Source organism: Colwellia sp. Arc7-D (genome assembly GCF_003061515.1).
Lineage (GTDB): Bacteria > Pseudomonadota > Gammaproteobacteria > Enterobacterales > Alteromonadaceae > Cognaticolwellia.
The window spans coordinates 2,171,434-2,190,958 of record NZ_CP028924.1 but is presented as its reverse complement, the minus strand read 5'-3'; the positions used below and the strand labels follow the sequence as shown (position 1 = coordinate 2,190,958).

Below are 19,525 nucleotides of genomic sequence, written 5' to 3'. Positions count from 1 at the left end.
GTCACTGAGTACTTAATTAGATTTTTTAAATGAGTTACGCTAAGCGAATGATAAGCCTTTGTTATTCGCTTAGCTTATCGTTAAACTAATCAACAAATGTATTCTCAATTATTAAGGTAAACTGATGGCTGATAAAAACACAGCAGAAGAAACCATATTTTCTAAAATCATTCGCCAAGAAATACCGACCCCGTTACTTTTTCAGGATGAGCTTGTCACTGCATTTCGCGATATTTCTCCACAAGCCAATAGCCACATTCTCATTATTCCAAATAAGCTTATTGCAACCGCTAATGATATTGAGCAAGAAGATGAACTCACCATTGGCCGAATGTTCAGTGTTGCTAAAAAACTCGCTAAAGAAGAGGGGATAGCACAAGACGGATATCGTTTGATCATGAACTGTAACCAACATGGTGGCCAAGAAGTTTATCATATTCACCTACACTTAGTTGGCGGTGAACCCTTAGGTAAAATGTTGAACATTAAATAGTCGAGCTCTTACCTCAAGCATTAGAACAGCTATGTGACTATAGATAATGCTTGAGGTAGCCAATCATGAAATAAGCGAGCTGTTTATGAATACTAATGCCATTAACCTGACATGAGTTAATACTATTAGTTGATTGGTTTTAGCCTTAATTTTAGTATATTTATAGTTATAAGTTAGTATCAAGTTTGAGTACCTCACCCGTTAACACACCTCATCGGACAATTTTATTCTTTATAGTCTTTTAAATCCTTATTGTTATATATAAGCGCAATCTCACTCACGTTAAGCAGTCACCTATTATTTAAATCTTTTAAAGTATTTACTCTGTACTTTCCAGTAAATATTGTTAGTATGCATGTCGAACCAAGGGGTGCCTGAAATTTTTTTATAATTTTGATGGCTGAGATGCATAGCGAACCCTTAGAACCTGAACCGGATAGTACCGGCGTAGGAATGGTTAAGCTAATCGTATTCCATTCTGTAATGTTATGTTTGTTGCTTCACTCTTATAGTGTAGAAATAGCTATTTATTACAGTTTGTACCTCATAAGCTACCCTCCCACATGCCGTATCCCATAGCGTATTCCTAATCGAATTTATGAGATCACAATGACGTTTATAAAAACACCTGTTGCTTTAGCAATATTGACTAGCCTTGTTACTTCAACAACATTTGCTGCAGAAACTTCAACCGATACTGCTGAACCAGTAACAGAAGTTATCACCATAAATGGCGATTTTCGTGCAACATCATTACAAAAGACCGCAAGTTCTTTATCTGTTATCGCGAGCGATGAAATTAACGCACGCAACGCACAAAACCTTGAAGAAATAATTGCTCGCACGCCTAATGTTAATTTTTCTAGTGGTACTCAACGCGCTAGATATTATCAAATTCGCGGTATTGGTGAGCGTAGCCAATTTAAAGAGCCGATCAACCCATCAGTGGGTTTAATTATCGATGGTATTGATTTTTCAAGTGTTGGCAGCATAGCGTCAACGTTCGATGTTGAACAAGTAGAGGTTTACCGTGGACCTCAAGGTACACGTTTTGGTGCTAATGCCATGGCGGGTATGATCAATATTACATCAAACCAACCAACAGATACCTTTGAAGGTAAAGTAAGATTGTCTGCGGGTAATTACGATAGCTACAGTGCGGGTTTGGTTTTATCAGGGCCAGCAACTGAAAAAGTAAACTACCGTTTAGCTCTTGAGCAATACAGTAGCGATGGTTTTATAGAAAACGATTTTTTAAATCGTGATGACACCAACAATCGCGATGAATTTACTATGCGTGGTAAATTGGCCATTAAAGCCACTGACGACTTAACGATTGATCTTACGGCATTTGTCGCCGATTTTGATAACGGTTATGATGCTTTCTCCCTCGATAATAATCGACATACTTTATCTGACCAACCTGGCTTTGATCGTCAAGACACTAAAGCCTTAGCAACAACGTTTACTTATCAAGGTTTTAATCATTTTACCATTGAAAGTATACTCAGCTATGCCGACTCAACATTAGATTATGGCTATGATGAAGATTGGGCCTTTGTTGGCATTCGCCCTGACTGGGAATACAGTTCTGAGGATAATTACTTTCGCGATAAAACATCAGCCACTGCTGAACTTAGAGCTGTTTCAGCGCCCAGTGGAAAAATCTTTAACAACACCACCGCTTGGGTTACCGGCTTGTATTTTAAGCAAGAAAAAACCAATTTATTACGCCAATACACTTACCTTTCTAGCGATTTTACCTCGTCATTCGATACCGATAATATTGCAGCATTTGTTCAGTTTGATAGCCAACTTGATGAAAAGTTAAGTCTTACAACTGGTTTAAGATTAGAGCGAAGAAATTCAGATTACTCCGATGCTGAAATGCTTGAATTTTCTCCAAGCGATTCTATGGTTGGCGGTAAAGTTGTGTTGTCGTATCAAATGGATAAGAATAATTTATTCTACGGTTCAATAAATAGAGGCTACAAGGCAGGTGGTGCAAATACCGAAGGTACTTTACCGGCTAACTTGCGTGAGTTTTCACCTGAATATTTATGGAATTACGAAGTAGGGTATAAAGTTAACTTATTAGATAATCAAGCTTACGTTCGTAGCGCATTATTTTATATGGACAGAGATGATATGCAAGTGCGTACATCATCGCTAGAATTGCGTGAAGATGGCAGCACAGACTTTGTTTCATATTTAGGCAACGCTGCAACAGGCACTAATATAGGCATTGAACTTGAAGCAGGGTGGCAGTTAACGCCTGAACTTGAAATATACGGAGCTTTAGGTTTATTAGATACTGAATATAATGGCTTTATAGATGCTGACGGTAACGATAAATCGGGTGATGAACAAGCACACGCGCCGAGTTATCAATTTAACATTGGTTTAAACTATCAATTATCAGATCACTTATTATTGAATGTATCTGTTGATGGTAAAGATGAGTTCTTATTCTCTGACACACATCAAGAGAAGTCAGAAGCAATTGAAGTTGTTAACTTATCGCTAAGTTACACTAAAGATGATTGGCAAGTAAAAGTATGGGCGCGTAACTTATTTGATGAAACTTATGCGACTCGTGGCTTTTATTTTGGTAATGATCCAAGAGACGAATACACGGCTAAAGCTTATTATCAGTTAGCTGAGCCAGCAGTTTTTGGTGCAACATTTGATTATAACTTTTAGATAAAAATGTTAACAACTTGTTGTTAAATAATGGTTTATGTGTAATAACTGTTAGTCATTAAGTTGAAATTATAACGTATAAGGAGTACGCATCTACAACGGCTAGCGTGTTCCTTATCTTTTTGTTAAACAATATTATTAAGTATTTATTATGAAAATATCGATTGAGATTAGTTTATACCCATTAGCAGAAGATAAATTTAAAACCGAAATATGGGCATTTATTAAACGTTTACGTTTAGTCGATGGTTTATCGGTAGTCACCAATGGTATGAGTACACAAGTATTTGGCGATTATGATCTTGCTACCTCGCATGTCATGGCTGAGATAAAGCATGTACATCAAAAACTTAATGCTGCGGTGTTTATTTGTAAGTTTATAGGCGGTGATCGCTCTGTAGTAGAAGCTGAATCGTAATGTCGAATTCAATGAGTGCAACAACTGAAATTATACAATATTTCACTACATTGCCATTATTTGAGTTGCTCGCTGTGCTAACGTCAATATTTTATGTGGTTTTAGCTGCAAAAGGTAATATTTGGTGTTGGCCAGCCGCTATAATAAGTACTGTGTTGTATACGGTTATTTTTTATAATGTATATCTGTGGATGGACAGCTTATTACAGTTGTACTATTTACTCATGGCGATATATGGCTGGTTTTGTTGGCACCAAAATAGTACTTCAAATAACAGTACTGAAACAAAAGCGCTGCTATACAGTCAATGGTCATTAAATCGTCATAGCGTTATCATTTTAGTATTAACGTTAGTTTCTCTAGCTTTAGGTTGGTTAATGGCAACATATACCCCTGCACATTTCCCATACCTTGATAGCGCTACAACAGTATTTTCGGTATTTGCTACTTATTTGATTACCCAAAAGGTATTAGAGAATTGGTTGTATTTTATTGTCATTGATATTGTTTCTATATATCTGTACATGGAAAAAGATTTGCTTCCAACCGCTGCTCTATTTGGTAGCTTTGTTATTTTTGCTGCTTATGGTTATTGGCAATGGCGCAAACAATTCAGATTACAATTTCGTCAACAACATAATGACATGTGTATCAATAGCTCTGTTACCGAATAAATTATGATGATGGTAATATTTAATATTTCATTTAGCTTGCGAATTAAAAGTTATATTGCGCCTAATCTGCAAGATAATACTTTGAATTTAAGCGGGTAACCATGCAACAGCAAACGTTAAGTCAAATGCTTTGTCAGTTGCCTTGTTTTAAAAAACTTAAGGTAACTGACATAAATGAGATAAATACAGGTCTTAGTCAGCCATGCTTTCGTGTTGAATATAAAAATAATTTTTATTTCGCCAAGTATGTAAGTCCAAACAGTACTGAAGCTTTAGCAAGCCAAATCGCGGCTAACCATAATATTTCTCCTCATGTAGTGTATGTAGGTAATAACTGGTTAATTACCGAGTTTATAGTAGGAGAGGGGCTTGATACGGTTATACAGAGTGAAGTCGCTAAAATAGCCACTATGTTAACCCTGCTGTCACGGTGTCATCGTATTGATTACGCTTTGCAATACAATGCACTTGAACCGTTAGATAATCTGCAAACAACAAATCAGCTTAATCTAGAAAGTGTTGATCAAAAAACAACAAAAATTCAAATACCCACCTTAGATATTTCTAATACCATAAGCGAATTATTTGAAAATATAACGTGTAATGACGTCTTACTAAATAACTTAATGTCGTTATCAAAGGTGTTACAACAAAACTTAACAAATGTGAATATAACGTTAGGAAGTATTGAACAAGTACTTTGTCATGGTGATGCCAACTTTAGCAATGCTATGCAATTAAAATATCCACAACTAAACTCAGTTGCTGTGCATAAGTTAATAGATTTTGAATGCGCATGTATCGCACCTGTAGATTTTGACCTAGCCATGTTAATGGCAGTTAACGAGATTGAACGCGCTAAAATAGCCTTAATCAATGATCAATACATATCTATAAATCAGGCTCACTTAGCAACCAATAATATAGCTGATATTGTCGACAATTCACTAGTCAATAAGCAATGCATGCCTATACCCTCTATATTTCTAGTTACGCGTTACTATGATTTATCTATCCTAATCAATTGCTTATGGTACTTATCTAAATATAAGGACACTAGTCAGGTAAAATACAAAATTTTAGCTAAAAAACAAATAATGCTATTACCGATGTGCCACCCTCAGGTAAACAATATTTTAGATGAAATGAGATAAGGCGTACTAATCTTAAGACTAGTGGTAGTGCGAGAGTGCTTTGCATAGCGCATAATTACGCTAACTTCACTAATGGGTGTTTTGTGTGAATTGGAAAGAGTTTGTAGAAAATAGAAATCGCTTATTTTGGTTGGTACATACAGCTGGCTGGTGTGGTTTTGCCTTAGTACATTACTTAGGTTCGTTGCTGCACGATCTACGCGATATTTTTCTTGTTATCATTTTATTAAATGCTTACGCCGGTTGGTTATTTACCGCGCCGCTTAGGTATATTTATCGTCGTATCTGGAATTTTACCCCGCTAAAAATAGCCTTCGTGGTGATACTCACCTCTTATTGCACTGGGGTATTATGGCAAGTGGTTAAAAACATTAATTACTGGGAAATATACAAGCATGGTTACCGCCCAGATTTTTGGCTTTATTACACCAAAAATAGCCTGTTATCCTTCTTTATTATTTTAAGTTGGAGCGGCTTATATTTTGGTACTAAGTATTACCAAATGTTGCAAAAAGAAAAGCAAAACGTTTTACGTGCCAATAATGTTGCTCATCAAGCACAACTTAAAATGTTACGTTATCAGTTAAATCCGCATTTTTTATTCAACACCTTGAATGCCATCTCTACTCTCATTTTGGTAGAAGAAAATAAAACTGCGAATGGCATGGTGACCAAGTTAAGTGAGTTTTTGCGCTATTCTCTTGATAAAGATCCAATGAAGCGGGTAACACTCGACAGTGAATTACAAGCACTCAGGCTTTATTTAGATATTGAAAAAGTACGCTTTGAAGAACGCTTACAAGTAATTTGTGAAGTTGCTGGCGATTGTAACTTAGCTTTAGTTCCTAGCATGATATTGCAACCATTAGCCGAGAATGCAATTAAGCATGCTGTAGCGGTGCAAGAAGAAGGGGCACCATTCACGTTTCAGTGCACCGATTCGGTAACGATTTACTGATAGAATTGGCTGATAATGGTCCAGGCGCTGACATTCAAAATGGTAACTTGTTTCGCGAAAAAGGTGTTGGTTTAGTTAATACCCGCGAACGCTTACAAGCTTTGTATCAGAATGATTTTTCTTTAGTTGTTGCCAACAATGTACCAACTGGTGTTAAAATAAGCATAAGAATTCCCTATGAAGTTGGCGGTCGAATATGAGCAAGCAGCTCACCACTATTATTGTTGATGACGAACCTCTAGCCAGAAAAGGGTTAGCGGTGCGTTTACAAGAACACCAAGATATAGAAATTATCGCTCAATGTACTAACGGAAGAGCTGCATTAGAAGCCGTTAGAGCTTATCAGCCTGACTTGATATTTCTCGACATTCAAATGCCAGGGCTAAATGGATTTGAAGTGGTTGAAGCTATCATTGAACAGGGCTTACATTTGCCCATGGTAGTTTTTGTTACCGCTTATGATCAATATGCGATGCAAGCTTTCGAGGTACATGCACAAGACTATTTGCTTAAGCCTGCTGATGAACAACGACTCGCACAAACCTTAGATAAAATACGTCAGAACATAAGTAGTGAAGTCAACGCGAAACATAAATCTAAACTGGTGAGACTTGTTAGTGACGTTACCGGTAACGATTGTGAAAAAATTCTTCAAGAATTAGAAAACAATGAACCCGTTAGTATCTCCAGTTATTCCGATGTTTTAGCGATAAAAGACGCTGGTGAAGTCAGTAGGGTACCGGTAAAAGATATCTTATGGATAGATGCTGCTGGCGATTACATGTGTGTACACACGCATGATAGTACACATATTTTACGAAAAACCATGAAACAATTAGAAGAAGTACTAGATCCTAGGCGTTTCCTTAGAAGTCATCGTTCAACAATCGTAAACAAAACTTACATCAATAAGTTTTGTAGCCAGCTTAACGGCGAATACTATTTAGTGATGTCAAACGGTAAAGAATTGAAAGTTAGCCGCAGTTACAAAGAAAAAGTTAAAAAAGCCGTTACCGCTTAAGTTATCAGAAATTACAGTGCTAGCTCTCGGGGGATTTATCGTTTCTCCTATACACGATTTAGACCTAGTAGCTTGTTGGCCTAACAAATTTATCTTTAAACAAGATACCTGTGTTCGTTTTAGGTACCCACCCAAACAAAGCATTAGAGAAAACTAATCTAGATGTTATAGCGCTTCATCAAGAAGCTCACCATAGTGTTTCCTTGAGTGCAGCTTTTTCTATGGCATTGAAAGTAAATTATAAAGCTTAACTTTTATAAACACTGCATTTTCTACACTTTTAGTTCGTACAATTCTTTGTTCATCTAATAATACAAAATTAAAGCTATAAACAGAGAAACTTTAGTGAGTTTACTGATAAAATTAAACAATACTTCTCAATAAAATCAATATTAGCAACACAAGGATGAATAAAGTGCGCATATCAACTATGGGCTTAATACTGTTAACGCTAATTACAGGTTGTTCTTCAACGTCGGACTTAAATAAAAGCGCTGAAATGCACAGTAAAGCAGGAGATTATTACCAGGCTATTGGGCAAGACCATGCCGCGCGAGAGGAATACCAGCAAGCCGATAAAACATTTGACCGAGCAGATAATGTATTTTCTTTATTGGTTGATTTATTTGAGCATGTTTCAAAAGATAATTAATTAAACTCGTTTAAAAATGTAAAAATGTAAAAATGTAAAAATGTAAAAATGTAAAAATGTAATTTTAGAGAGCCTTAAGCTCGGAGTGTTTATAAGTGCGAAGTACCGATGATTTAGTCAATAGTTCTGAAGATAACTTTATAGATAGTTTTGTAGAAGAATTTTGCAAAAACCAAACGTTGACCCCTATATCAATTGCAGATATTGCTGAGCTTGAAGCTCGTTTGATTGTTACGTTACCTAACTCATATAAATATTTGTTATCTAATTATGGCTTGCTTCATACACCCAATGTTATGACAAAAACCTGTGATTTATCAGTAGAATTAACTCAGGTTCAAGACTTCCTAAGTCTGGAAGATGTATATTCCTTATCTAAATTGTATGAAATGAGCGGGATGCCAAAAGGACATATTTTGTTTGCTTCTGATTGTAAGGGCAATATGTTTTGTTTCAAACATGAAGATTGTGAAAAAATTGGCAGTGATATTCCAGTATGGTTTTACAATCAAAATAATCAAACCATTGAAAAAACGGCGGATACATTTAATCTGTGGTTACGGGAGTTTAGCGTCTGCTAAGTTAACCCATACTTTTTATTTAAATAAATAAAAAACGCCAGTAGTTTACTACTGGCGTTTGTATTTTAGCGTATCAAACTTTTAACATTATTAATCTACGTTATGCAAAGTCATTATCTTAATGTTGAATTATTCGGGAATTAAAATAAATTAATACTTTTTACTAGCTCGGCTATGTTAAGTCGTAACCGAGCTATAAATTCTTAATTAGCTTAATTTTTTAATTAAACGCTCAGCAGCTTCACTTGAACTTGCTGGATTTTGACCACTAATAATACCGCTGTCTTCAACAACGAATGATACCCAGTCGTCACCTTTTTGGTAATCTGCACCTTGCTTAATTAACTCATCTTCAAGCAAAAATGGCACTATGTCGGTTAACTGCACGGCTTCTTCTTCGCTATTAGTAAAACCAGCAACTTTTTTACCCTTAACAATAGGGTTACCATCTTTGTCTTTAACATTAAGTAATACAGACGTTGAATGACAAACTACCGCTACAGGCTTATTTTGTTCGATAAATGCTGATATCAAATCAATTGAGTTTTGATCATTAGTTAAATCCCACATTGGACCATGGCCACCAGGATAGAAAACAGCGGCATAATCATTTGCATCAACTAAGTTTAACTTGATGGTTGTTGCTAATATGGCTTGATTGGTGGTGTCATTTTCAAAGCGACGTGTTGCATCTGTTTGAAAATCAGCTTCTGCACTTTTTGGATCTAATGGCGGTTGTCCACCTAAAGGTGAGGCTAAAGTTACATTATATCCAGCATCAATTAATTGGTAGTATGGCGAAGCAAACTCTTCTAGCCAAAACCCTGTTTTCTCTCCAGTGTCGCCTAATTGATCATGTGAGGTAAGAACCATTAATACTTTTTTATTTGTAGTCATTTTATCTTCTCTACGCGTTAAATGCGTGTTAATTTTTGGAGTAGAAGTTGATTAAGTACTTTAATATTAGTAACTAATCGACGTTTTAAATCATGTTCTTCATGCTATGGATAAATTATAGGCTTAATTATTTTTAATACAATGCAGAGTTTATTGATAACTTTGTTTTAATTATTGATACAATAGGTGTCATTAGTTTTATTGGCTACATGATTAATACGGATGATTTAATGGATATATCTTTTGAACAACTGAAAAGCATGGTGGTATTTTCACATATTGTAGAACAAGGTAGTTTTAGTGCAGCAGCAAAACATATTGGGCTTTCTCGAGCCGTGGTTAGCTATCATATTAAAAAATTGGAGCAACAGCTTGGCGTTGTACTATTAAATAGGTCAACACGCTCTATTGCGCTTACACAAGCAGGTAGTGATTATTACCAACGATGTCGTATCATTGCCCAACAGGCCAGTGCAGCCAACCAACAAATAGAAAATGTAAAAAATGAACCTGAAGGCTTACTCAAAATTACCTGTCCGGTGAGTGTCGGTTTGCATACTATTGTGCCTGCGCTAAATAAATTTAGAGATCTTTATCCAAAAATTGAGCTAAATGTCATGTTAACCGATGAAGTGGTAAATATTCTTAAAGAAGGTATAGATTTAGCCATAAGAGGCGCACCTTTGTCTGACTCTGGTTTACAAGCACGCAAGCTTGCCGTGTTATCTACTTGCATTTGTGGCTCACCAGAATATTTTAAAAAACATGGGCGTGTAAACAAACCCAGCGAATTAAACCAACATAACTGGGTCGTTTATAAGCTTGCCAGTCAAAAATTAACGCTTGAAAAGTCAGGTCGAACCTATACAGTTGATATTAAAGGCACAATAACGACCAATAATGCTAGTGCAAGAACAGCCTTTGTTGAAGGTGGTCATGGCTTGGGACGAATTCCTGTTTATGATGCTTGGCCTAAAATCAAAGCAGGGCAATTAGAAACTGTTTTAAATGATTATCAACTCAACGCTATTGATGTTTACGGTGTATTTCCACCCGGAGCGGCAACGTCAAAAAAACTGCGTTTGTTAATTGATTTTCTTCAACAGTTTTTTGAACAACAACAATTAAGTTTGATGACTAACTTTAATTCTACGTAATGTTGAACTTGAAAAGGTTACTTTAGATGTTAAAAATAAAATCAACGCTAATGTGGGTATTGTTAGCTGTACTTGTTTCAGGTTGCAGTTTTAGGTTTGTATATAACCATTTAGACTGGTGGACAAACTGGTACTTGGATGATTATGTCACCCTGACAGATCAGCAACAGCAACTGTTTGATAATGAATTTGAACAATTACATCTTTGGCATCGCACTTCACAGTTACCTGTATATGTGCAGCAGCTTAAAAGTATTAAAGCCGACATAAACGGTGATATAAACGCACAGCGTGTTAAAGATAACCTGGCGCAACTGATACAACATTGGCAAAATTTTTTAATGGCGGCAGAGCCAAAATTGCAGCCTTTAGCTTTTAGTTTATCGAACAGTCAAAAACAGCAACTAATCACGGCAATACAAGAAAATAATCAAGATAATATTGATGACTTTGAAAACCTGAATGAGCAAGAATGGCTAGAAGAGCGTAGTGATGAACAAAAGGATCAACTTAAGTCATGGTTTGGTCGATTAACCGATGAACAAAAAGATCAAGTAACAAAACTGAGTGAAAAATATCAACGCTCTTTTATGCCCCGTATGGCTTATCGTCAACAATGGACTAACGAGTTTGCTCAACTGCTAAATGGTGATTTACCCGATCATCAATTTAAGTTTGAATTTTACCGTTTATTTGTCAATGGACGTAGTTTAAGAGATGAGCAACTTAATACTATTTCTGATAATAACAGTGAAGTTTTTGCTAATATTTTTCTTTATATGGTCACAACAGCAAATGATAAACAACGTAAACGTATTAATAAAAAACTCGATAAAGTTATCGGTGATTTAGAGTACTTAATTAGTAACGATTAGTGGCTGTTAGGACATATAAATAGGCCATTAGTTTATCAAGCTGATTTATGTAGACACAAGTATTAAACAATATTATGAAGGGTTTAAGTGATCAGACAAAAGAAGAGGTAGCATTTTAATGCTACCTCTTTTTTATTGATGCTAAGTACTATTACAAGTAATTGCCAATTAACTAAAACTGATATTTACTCAATAGCTTTCGTCATACGTTACAAAATATTAAGCAAAGTGCTTTTTAGTTAACGTAAGTACTTTTAACGTATTAGTTGCACCAACAGTTTCCATTAAATCACCGTGGGTTAGAATAACTTTATCGCCTGCAACTAATTCTGAACCTTTTACTACTGCAGACATTACGTCTTGTGCCATTTTTTCAGCATTAACAGCACCAGTAGAGTCAAATGCTACTGGGTAAACACCACGATAAATAGCCGTTTTAGTTAACGTTTTAGGATGACGCGACAATGAGTAAATTGGTAAGCCTGAAGAAATACGCGACATAATTCGTGTCGTATGACCAGATTCAGTTAAGGCAATTATTGCTTTAACACCGTCTAAGTGATTAGCTGCATACATCGCAGACAATGCAATAGTTTCTGATACTTCAGTAAAAGTAGTTTCAACACGATGCTTTGAATTGGTTACTGAACTTTCTTTTTCAGCACCAATACACACGCTCGCCATGGCTTTTACGGTTTCAATCGGATATTTACCAGCAGCTGTTTCAGCTGAAAGCATAACTGCATCGGTACCATCAAGCACAGCATTAGCGACATCCATAACTTCAGCACGAGTAGGCATTGGCTGTTCAATCATGGTTTCCATCATTTGTGTTGCGGTAATAACCACACGGTTTAATTGACGGCTACGAGCAATAATATGTTTTTGCTTACCAACTAATGCAGCATCGCCAATTTCAACACCTAAATCACCACGGGCAACCATAACAACATCAGAGGCTAAAATAATACCGTCTAATACTTCGTTATCATTAACTGCTTCAGCACGTTCAATTTTAGATACCAAGCGAGCGTCACATCCAGCTTCTTGTGCTAATAAACGCGCTTCACGCATATCTGCAGCATCACGAGGGAAAGACACCGCTAAGAAATCAACATTAATTTTTGCTGCTAATTTAATATCTTCTTTATCTTTAGCAGTAAGTGCAGGGGCGGTAAGACCACCACCTTGGCGGTTAATGCCTTTGTTATTTGATAATGGACCACCAACAGTAACTTCGGTAAATACTGATTGGCCTTTAGTTTCTAGTACACGTAATTGCACACGACCATCGTCAAGTAATAAAATATCACCAGGGATAACATCTTGTGGAAGTTTTTTGTAATCAATACCGACTTTTTCCTGACAACCTTCACCTTTAGCCATTGAAGCGTCTAATTCAAACTTATCGCCTATTGCTAATTTGATTGGACCATTCTTAAAGGTAGAAACACGAATTTTTGGACCTTGTAAGTCACCTAAAATACCAACATAAATACCAAGTTCTTTTGATAATTCACGAACCATATTAGCGCGGTCTATATGATCTTGAGGAATACCGTGAGAAAAGTTCAACCTAACAACGTTTACACCTGCAGCCAATACTTGTTTTAATATGTTTCTATCGTCAGTTGCCGGACCTAAAGTCGCGACAATTTTGGTTCTTCTAGGCATTGTAATCCTTAAATTTATATATTTTTTATGTGTTTTACAGCGTTTGGTTTTTACCTGTCGCTACTCATTAGTCTTTACGTTCGAAGCGTGAGCTACGCAGACTGTCTTTAACTTTTTTCAAATTATCTCTAAACTTTGTGCCACGACGTAGAGTGAATCCAGTCGCTAAGCAATCAATTAACGTCAGCTGTGCAATGCGCGATGCCATAGGCATGTAAAGATCGGTATCTTCGGCAACATCTACTGATAATACAAAATTACACTCTTTAGCTAATGGTGTGCCTGCCGTTGTTATACCTATTACCGTTGCATCGTTTTCACGGGCTAAACTGGCGACATCAACCAATGCTTTAGTTCTGCCGGTATGTGAGATCACAACAACAACATCACCTTGGCGACTATTTATTGCACTCATACGTTGCATTAATATGTCATCGAAATAAACAACAGGTACATTAAAGCGAAAAAATTTATTTTGTGCATCATGTGCAACGACAGCAGAAGCACCTAAACCAAAAAAGGAAATTTTATTTGCTTGGGTTAACAAATCTACTGAGCGGTTAATCGTTGAAGTGTCTAAGCTTTTACGCGCTAATTCTAGGTTAGCCATTGTTGATTCGAATATTTTTGAGGTATATTCATCAGCAGAGTCATTTTCGTCAACATGACGGTTAACATAAGGCGTACCATTAGCAAGACTTTGTGCTAAATGGAGTTTAAAGTCGGGATAACCTTTTGTGTCAAGGCGACGACAAAAGCGATTAACGGTTGGTTCACTTATATTAGCTTGCTTCGCCAAGGCGGCGATACTGGCATGTATAACAGTACCAGGTGATGATAATATAACTTCTGCCACTTTACGTTCAGATTTACTGAAAGTATCTAACTCATTGGCGATTTTTTCTAATATATTCATTACGTATTAGCCTTAGCGCGTTACTTAATTGGTACTATACTGTCCATATTAAGAATAACTGTAATTTGTTTTCTGTCTTTACAACAGAAAATATGAAAATTAATTTCATATTTCAGGGTAATATAAAACAAAAGTGGTGGTTTTTGCAAACCTTTAATAGTTCTTTGTTTGAAAATTGGCTTGCAGCCGTTATTTTTAAATGAAATATAAATAATGTAATAAAATTACAGAAAGTACTTTACTGTCGATGCTATAGCAGATAAATTAGCTTTATATGTAGTTTAGTTACAGTTAAATAAAAATTGAGAATACATGCTATGAAAAACATAGATACCCCATTAGCAAGTGAAATTGTTATTTTTGGTGCGCTGGGAGACTTATCTCGTCGCAAACTTTTACCGTCTTTATATCAATTAGAATTAGCTGGCTTATTAAGTGATGACACTCGAATTATTGCTGTTGCTCGAAATGATCTAGCGCTTGATGCTTTTACTAAACAAATAGATGAAAGCTTAAATGAATTTATTTCAGAAGCGCTTGATGCCGAAACAGTCACTAAATTTTTAGCCAGACTGGTTTATCAACAACTCGACTTTAAAGATATTAAAGCCTATGAAAACCTCGCTAAAACGTTATCAAGCGTTGAAGGTGCACGTGTTTACTATTACTCCACTCCACCAGCAATTTTTGGTGATATAAGTGAAGGGCTTAAGTCAGCTAAATTAATCGATAATGCTGATAGAGTAGTTATGGAAAAACCTATCGGGCATTGTTTAGAGTCATCTAAAGTCATTAACGACCAAGTATCTCGCTATTTTAAAGAAAAACAAATTTATCGAATCGATCATTATCTCGGTAAAGAAACGGTTTTAAACCTTTTAGTTTTACGATTTGCCAATAGCCTGTTTACTAACAACTGGGATCGTAATTGCATTGACCATGTACAAATTACCGTTGCAGAAAGTGTAGGTATTGAAGGGCGTTGGGGCTTTTATGATGAAGCTGGCCAAATGCGCGATATGGTACAAAATCATTTATTACAAGTTCTTTCTCTACTTGCAATGGAGCCACCGGCAGATTTGAGTGCAGATAGTATTCGAGATGAAAAATTAAAGGTTATTAAAGCACTTAAACCAATTACTCTGCAAAATGTTAAAGAAAAAACAGTCAGAGGCCAATATGCAGACGGTTACCTAAACGGTGTCGCTGTACCGGGTTATTTGAATGAAGAAGGTGCTAAAGCGAATAGTTCAACGGAAACTTTTGTCGCTATAAAAGCTGAAATAGACAACTGGCGTTGGGCGGGCGTACCATTTTACTTGCGAACAGGTAAACGTATGCCACAAAAGCACAGCGAAATTGTTGTACATTTCAAGCAACAAGCTCATAACATTTTTAATGAAAGCTATGCCGAATTACCATCAAATAAATTAACCATTCGTTTGCAACCAGACGAAGGCGTTGAGCTTGAAATGATGAATAAAATTCCGGGTATTGCCTCTCAAATGCAGATCCATGAAAATAAATTAGATTTAAGTTTTTCTAAAACTTATGACAATCAACGTGTTGTCGGCGCTTATGAACGTTTATTACTAGAAGTAATAAAAGGTGATCAATCGTTATTCGTTCGTCGCGATGAAGTTGAGGCTGCTTGGAAGTGGGCTGACAGTATTATTGAAGCTTGGCAATCAACCAATAGCGCACCAAAACCATATGCAGCAGGTTCTTGGGGACCTGTTTCATCAATTTCTTTAATCGCGCGTGATGATCGCCATTGGGTGGAATAATGTACCAAATTAACGAATTCGAGCAACGTGAATTATTAGATGTGGCTCTGGCTGATAAAGTTGCAGCCATACTGACTGCTGCTGTTGAATCTAGAGGAAAAGCGAGTATCGCTGTTTCTGGAGGCTCAACCCCAAAAGGATTTTTTCAAGCATTATCTAAGAAAAAATTAGCGTGGCAAGCTATCACCATCACTTTAGCAGATGAACGTTGGGTGGACATTACTTCAAGTGATAGCAACACCAAGCTAGTACATGAAAACCTATTACAAAATGAAGCCGTAAACGCCAATTTTTTTCATCTTAAACAGGGCGACAGTTTAAATACCGAAATTTTAGCAGATTTGAACTTAGCAGCTAATCAACAGTTACTGCCTTTAGATGTGCTTATCCTCGGTATGGGTGAAGATGGCCACACAGCCTCGTTATTTCCTTGTAGTGATGAAATAACCCAGTGCCTTGCAACTGATAGTGCAGCACTGATAAAAGTTACACCAAAATCAGCGCCTTATCAGCGTATTAGTTTTAGTTTTGCCGCATTATCGCAAAGCAAAAATACATTTTTACATATAAGCGGTGCAAGTAAGAAGCAAGTGTTAGCAACAGCTATTGCAGGACAAGAATGTCGAGAAATGCCGATCAGAGCATTTTTACAAGCACCAGACGTTAATACACAAGTTTATTGGGCACTTTAATTATGACTAAAATTTCTATGAACAAAAATATAGTACAGATCACAAACCGTATCATTGACCGCAGTAAAGCGAGTCGTGCAGCTTATCTTGAAAAAATAGCAGGTGAAAAGTCTACAACTGTACATCGTGCAAGTTTATCTTGTGGCAACTTAGCTCATGGCTTTGCCGCTTGTGGTAGTGATGACAAAGCGACATTGCGTGGTGTTAATCACTCAGATGTTGCTATTGTTTCAGCCTATAACGATATGCTTTCAGCACATCAGCCATACCAAACTTACCCTGAAATTATTAAAGCAGCGGTAAAAGAAACTGGTGGTGTTGCGCAATTCGCTGGTGGTGTGCCTGCGATGTGTGATGGTGTGACTCAAGGTCAACCAGGCATGGATTTAAGCTTAATGAGCCGTGATGTTATTGCCATGTCAACTGCTGTAGCGTTGTCGCATAACATGTTTGACGGTGCCTTAATGTTAGGTATTTGCGATAAAATAGTACCTGGCTTATTGATCGCCAGTATGACATTTGGTCATTTACCTACCGTTTTTGTACCTGCGGGTCCAATGCCTTCAGGCTTACCTAACAAAGATAAAGCTCGTGTTCGTCAGCAGTTTGCTAAAGGTGAAGTGGGCGAAGAAGAATTACTAGAAGCTGAATCAGCGTCTTATCACAGTGCTGGTACTTGTACTTTCTTCGGTACAGCAAACTCAAACCAATTAGTGGTTGAGGTGATGGGTTTACATTTACCTGGCGCATCTTTTATCGCTCCTAATACCCAATTGCGTGAAGAATTGACTAAAGCTGCTGCACGCCAAGTAACGCGTTTAACTCAGCAATCAGGCAATTATATGCCAATCGGTAAAATGGTTGATGAACGTTCAATCGTTAACGCTATTGTTGCTTTATTAGCAACTGGTGGTTCAACCAACTTAACTATGCACATTATTGCCTTCGCAAAAGCCGCAGGTATTATCATTAATTTCCAAGATTTTAATGACTTATCTGACGCTGTGCCATTATTAACTCGTATTTATCCTAATGGTCATGCAGATATTAATCAATTTCAAGAAGCGGGTGGCATGGCATTGCTATTCAAAGAATTGATTGACGCTGGTTTGGTACATGAAGATGTTGAAACTATATGTGGACGCGGATTAACCCGATATACCCAACGTCCAGTATTAGAAGATGGCAAGTTATTGTGGATCGACGGAGCGACAAGTTCTGGCGATGACGAAATAATTGCCACTGTTGCCAAACCTTTCAGTAGTCATGGTGGTTTGCAAGTTATGAAAGGCAACTTAGGTATTTCAGTGCTGAAAACTTCATCACTTCGTGAAGGTAGCTTTGTTATTAAAGCACCTGCAGTTGTATTTGAAGACCAACATGAACTAGATATCGCTTTTAACGCCGGCGAATTAGAAAAAGACTTTATTGCTGTTGTTCGCTTTCAAGGACCTAAAGCACGTGGTATGCCTGAGCTACACAAATTAACGCCACCATTAGGTGTTTTACAAGACAAAGGCTACAAAGTTGCACTAGTTACCGACGGCAGAATGTCAGGTGCTTCTGGTAAAGTTCCTGCAGCTATTCATTTATGTCCTGAGGCTTTAGATGGCGGTTTAATTTCAAAAATTAAAACTGGCGATATGATCTTACTTGATGGCGAAACTGGCGAGTTAACATTATTAGTTGAAGAAAGTGAACTAGCTAACCGTGAAAATGCTATTTTTCACGTCAATGGTCATCACCAAGGCATGGGGCGCGAACTATTTGGCTTTATGCGTCGTAACTTAAGCTCTGCTGAGACGGGTGCTTGTTCACTATTTGATGAGAATTTTCAAGGCGGACTATAATTATGCCGCACAATGAAATTAATATTATTGCTGATATTGGTGGAACTAATATGCGTGTCGCTTTAATCGATGCTCAAGGTGAAATTGCCGATATTACCATCTATGCATGTGCAGATCATGAGAGCTTAGCGTTTGTATTAACAGACTTTATGACTCGACATCAGTTAATGGGCAAAACAATAAATGCTTGTTTGGCTATTGCTTGCCCAGTAGATAAAGATCTCATTGTGATGACTAATTTGCCTTGGCAGTTTTCACAATCGCAATTAAAAGCGCAATTAAAGTTAAATGAGCTAGTGCTCATTAATGACTTTACTGCCATTGCTCATTCAATACCGCATTTGGGCGCTGATCAAAAAGTGCAAATAGGTGAGGGTAATGTTATTGCCAATAAACCTATTTCTATTTGTGGTGCAGGCACAGGTTTAGGTGTTGCAAATTTAATCTCTATTGATTCTTGCTGGCACAGTTTAAGCGGTGAGGGTGGACATGTAGATTTTGCTCCTGTCGATGAACAAGAGATTGCTATATTACAGTTCCTTTCTAAAAAATATGCACGTGTTTCCAGCGAGCAGTTATTGTCAGGGCTAGGTATTGAACAAATTTATCAAGCGTTGAGCTTTGTAAAAAATGGCGAAGCTACCATGTTGTCTGCAAAAGACATAGCAGGAAAAGCATTATCGGGTGAGTGCACCTTATGTGTTGAAACCCTTGCACAATTTTGTCGTATTCTTGGTAGTTTTGCGGGTAACTTAGCGTTAACACTGGGTAGCTACGGCGGCGTTTATATCGCTGGTGGTATTGTACCTCGATTTGTCGACTTTTTTGCCGACAGTGAATTTAGAAAAAGATTTGAGGCAAAAGGCCGATTATCAAGTTTTAATCAACCTATTCCAACTTTTGTCGTTACCGAAGAACAACCTGGTTTACTTGGAGCAGCAGCGTATCTTGATCAATTTATGTCAGAAAAAAGTAAAGCCAATTACACAAACCAAACAACTAACACTACTAGGTATTAAGAGG

At 37.0% G+C, this 19,525-nt stretch carries 17 protein-coding genes, 1 pseudogene and 1 riboswitch; of the genes and pseudogenes, 15 read left to right on the top strand and 3 right to left on the bottom strand.

Annotation, left to right across the window (positions count from 1 at the left end; translation table 11 throughout):
- The first annotated feature begins 124 nt into the window (after window positions 1–124).
- From DBO93_RS09655 to DBO93_RS09615, 9 genes and pseudogenes are all read left to right on the top strand, one after another.
- Window positions 125–493: an HIT domain-containing protein gene (locus DBO93_RS09655; RefSeq protein WP_108456157.1), complete on the top strand. Its 369-nt coding sequence runs from the start codon at window positions 125–127 to the stop codon at window positions 491–493.
- A 356-nt stretch (window positions 494–849) separates the two neighbouring features.
- Window positions 850–964, top strand: a riboswitch (TPP riboswitch).
- Window positions 965–1,102: 138 nt separating this feature from the next.
- Window positions 1,103–3,196: a TonB-dependent receptor gene (locus DBO93_RS09650; RefSeq protein ID WP_108456156.1), complete on the top strand. Its 2,094-nt coding sequence runs from the start codon at window positions 1,103–1,105 to the stop codon at window positions 3,194–3,196.
- Between the two features lie 151 nt (window positions 3,197–3,347).
- Window positions 3,348–3,614: a hypothetical protein gene (locus DBO93_RS09645; RefSeq protein WP_108456155.1), complete on the top strand. Its 267-nt coding sequence runs from the start codon at window positions 3,348–3,350 to the stop codon at window positions 3,612–3,614.
- Window positions 3,614–4,288, top strand: coding sequence for a nicotinamide riboside transporter PnuC (pnuC, locus tag DBO93_RS09640; protein ID WP_239058951.1), 675 nt, complete (start codon window positions 3,614–3,616; stop codon window positions 4,286–4,288). The genes DBO93_RS09645 and pnuC overlap by 1 nt, the downstream gene beginning before the upstream one ends.
- A 101-nt stretch (window positions 4,289–4,389) precedes the next feature.
- On the top strand, window positions 4,390–5,442 hold the full coding sequence (locus tag DBO93_RS09635) for a phosphotransferase (protein WP_108456154.1): 1,053 nt from the start codon (window positions 4,390–4,392) through the stop codon (window positions 5,440–5,442).
- A gap of 85 nt (window positions 5,443–5,527) precedes the next feature.
- A pseudogene (locus DBO93_RS09630) lies at window positions 5,528–6,600 on the top strand (histidine kinase).
- Window positions 6,597–7,421, top strand: coding sequence for a LytTR family DNA-binding domain-containing protein (locus tag DBO93_RS09625; protein WP_108456153.1), 825 nt, complete (start codon window positions 6,597–6,599; stop codon window positions 7,419–7,421). Before DBO93_RS09630 ends, DBO93_RS09625 begins: the two are co-directional and overlap by 4 nt.
- Window positions 7,422–7,836: 415 nt before the next feature.
- Entirely contained in the window at window positions 7,837–8,073 is a 237-nt protein-coding gene (locus DBO93_RS09620; RefSeq protein ID WP_162533758.1) for a hypothetical protein, read from the top strand.
- Between the two features lie 95 nt (window positions 8,074–8,168).
- Window positions 8,169–8,654, top strand: coding sequence for an SMI1/KNR4 family protein (locus DBO93_RS09615; protein ID WP_310733285.1), 486 nt, complete (start codon window positions 8,169–8,171; stop codon window positions 8,652–8,654).
- Between the two features lie 207 nt (window positions 8,655–8,861).
- On the opposite strand, the gene DBO93_RS09610 is transcribed toward DBO93_RS09615, so the two are convergent.
- On the bottom strand, window positions 8,862–9,551 hold the full coding sequence (locus DBO93_RS09610) for a type 1 glutamine amidotransferase domain-containing protein (RefSeq protein ID WP_108456151.1): 690 nt from the start codon (window positions 9,549–9,551) through the stop codon (window positions 8,862–8,864).
- A gap of 230 nt (window positions 9,552–9,781) precedes the next feature.
- Between DBO93_RS09610 and DBO93_RS09605 the strand changes: the two genes are divergently transcribed.
- Both DBO93_RS09605 and DBO93_RS09600 read left to right on the top strand, forming a co-directional pair.
- The gene (locus tag DBO93_RS09605) at window positions 9,782–10,708 is read left to right on the top strand and encodes a LysR family transcriptional regulator (RefSeq protein WP_108457795.1); all 927 of its coding nucleotides are present in this window, start codon (window positions 9,782–9,784) and stop codon (window positions 10,706–10,708) included.
- Window positions 10,709–10,734: 26 nt separating this feature from the next.
- A complete protein-coding gene (locus tag DBO93_RS09600) occupies window positions 10,735–11,583 on the top strand; it encodes a DUF6279 family lipoprotein (protein ID WP_108456150.1) in 849 nt (282 codons plus the stop codon).
- A gap of 219 nt (window positions 11,584–11,802) precedes the next feature.
- Here DBO93_RS09600 and pyk read toward each other — a convergent pair whose 3' ends face one another.
- Window positions 11,803–13,257: a pyruvate kinase gene (gene pyk / locus DBO93_RS09595; protein WP_108456149.1), complete on the bottom strand. Its 1,455-nt coding sequence runs from the start codon at window positions 13,255–13,257 to the stop codon at window positions 11,803–11,805.
- Between the two features lie 67 nt (window positions 13,258–13,324).
- Window positions 13,325–14,173: a MurR/RpiR family transcriptional regulator gene (locus DBO93_RS09590; protein WP_108456148.1), complete on the bottom strand. Its 849-nt coding sequence runs from the start codon at window positions 14,171–14,173 to the stop codon at window positions 13,325–13,327.
- Between the two features lie 317 nt (window positions 14,174–14,490).
- Between DBO93_RS09590 and zwf the strand changes: the two genes are divergently transcribed.
- Genes zwf through DBO93_RS09570 form a run of 4 tightly spaced genes read left to right on the top strand, consistent with a single transcriptional unit; the run spans window position 14,491 to window position 19,521 of the window.
- Window positions 14,491–15,960, top strand: coding sequence for a glucose-6-phosphate dehydrogenase (gene zwf, locus DBO93_RS09585; RefSeq protein WP_108456147.1), 1,470 nt, complete (start codon window positions 14,491–14,493; stop codon window positions 15,958–15,960).
- Window positions 15,960–16,652: a 6-phosphogluconolactonase gene (pgl, locus tag DBO93_RS09580; RefSeq protein WP_108456146.1), complete on the top strand. Its 693-nt coding sequence runs from the start codon at window positions 15,960–15,962 to the stop codon at window positions 16,650–16,652. The genes zwf and pgl overlap by 1 nt, the downstream gene beginning before the upstream one ends.
- A gap of 17 nt (window positions 16,653–16,669) precedes the next feature.
- Complete coding sequence (gene edd, locus DBO93_RS09575; RefSeq protein ID WP_108457794.1) at window positions 16,670–18,502, top strand: phosphogluconate dehydratase; 1,833 nt, start codon at window positions 16,670–16,672, stop codon at window positions 18,500–18,502.
- Between the two features lie 2 nt (window positions 18,503–18,504).
- Window positions 18,505–19,521: a glucokinase gene (locus tag DBO93_RS09570; protein WP_108456145.1), complete on the top strand. Its 1,017-nt coding sequence runs from the start codon at window positions 18,505–18,507 to the stop codon at window positions 19,519–19,521.
- Window positions 19,522–19,525 lie beyond the last annotated feature (4 nt).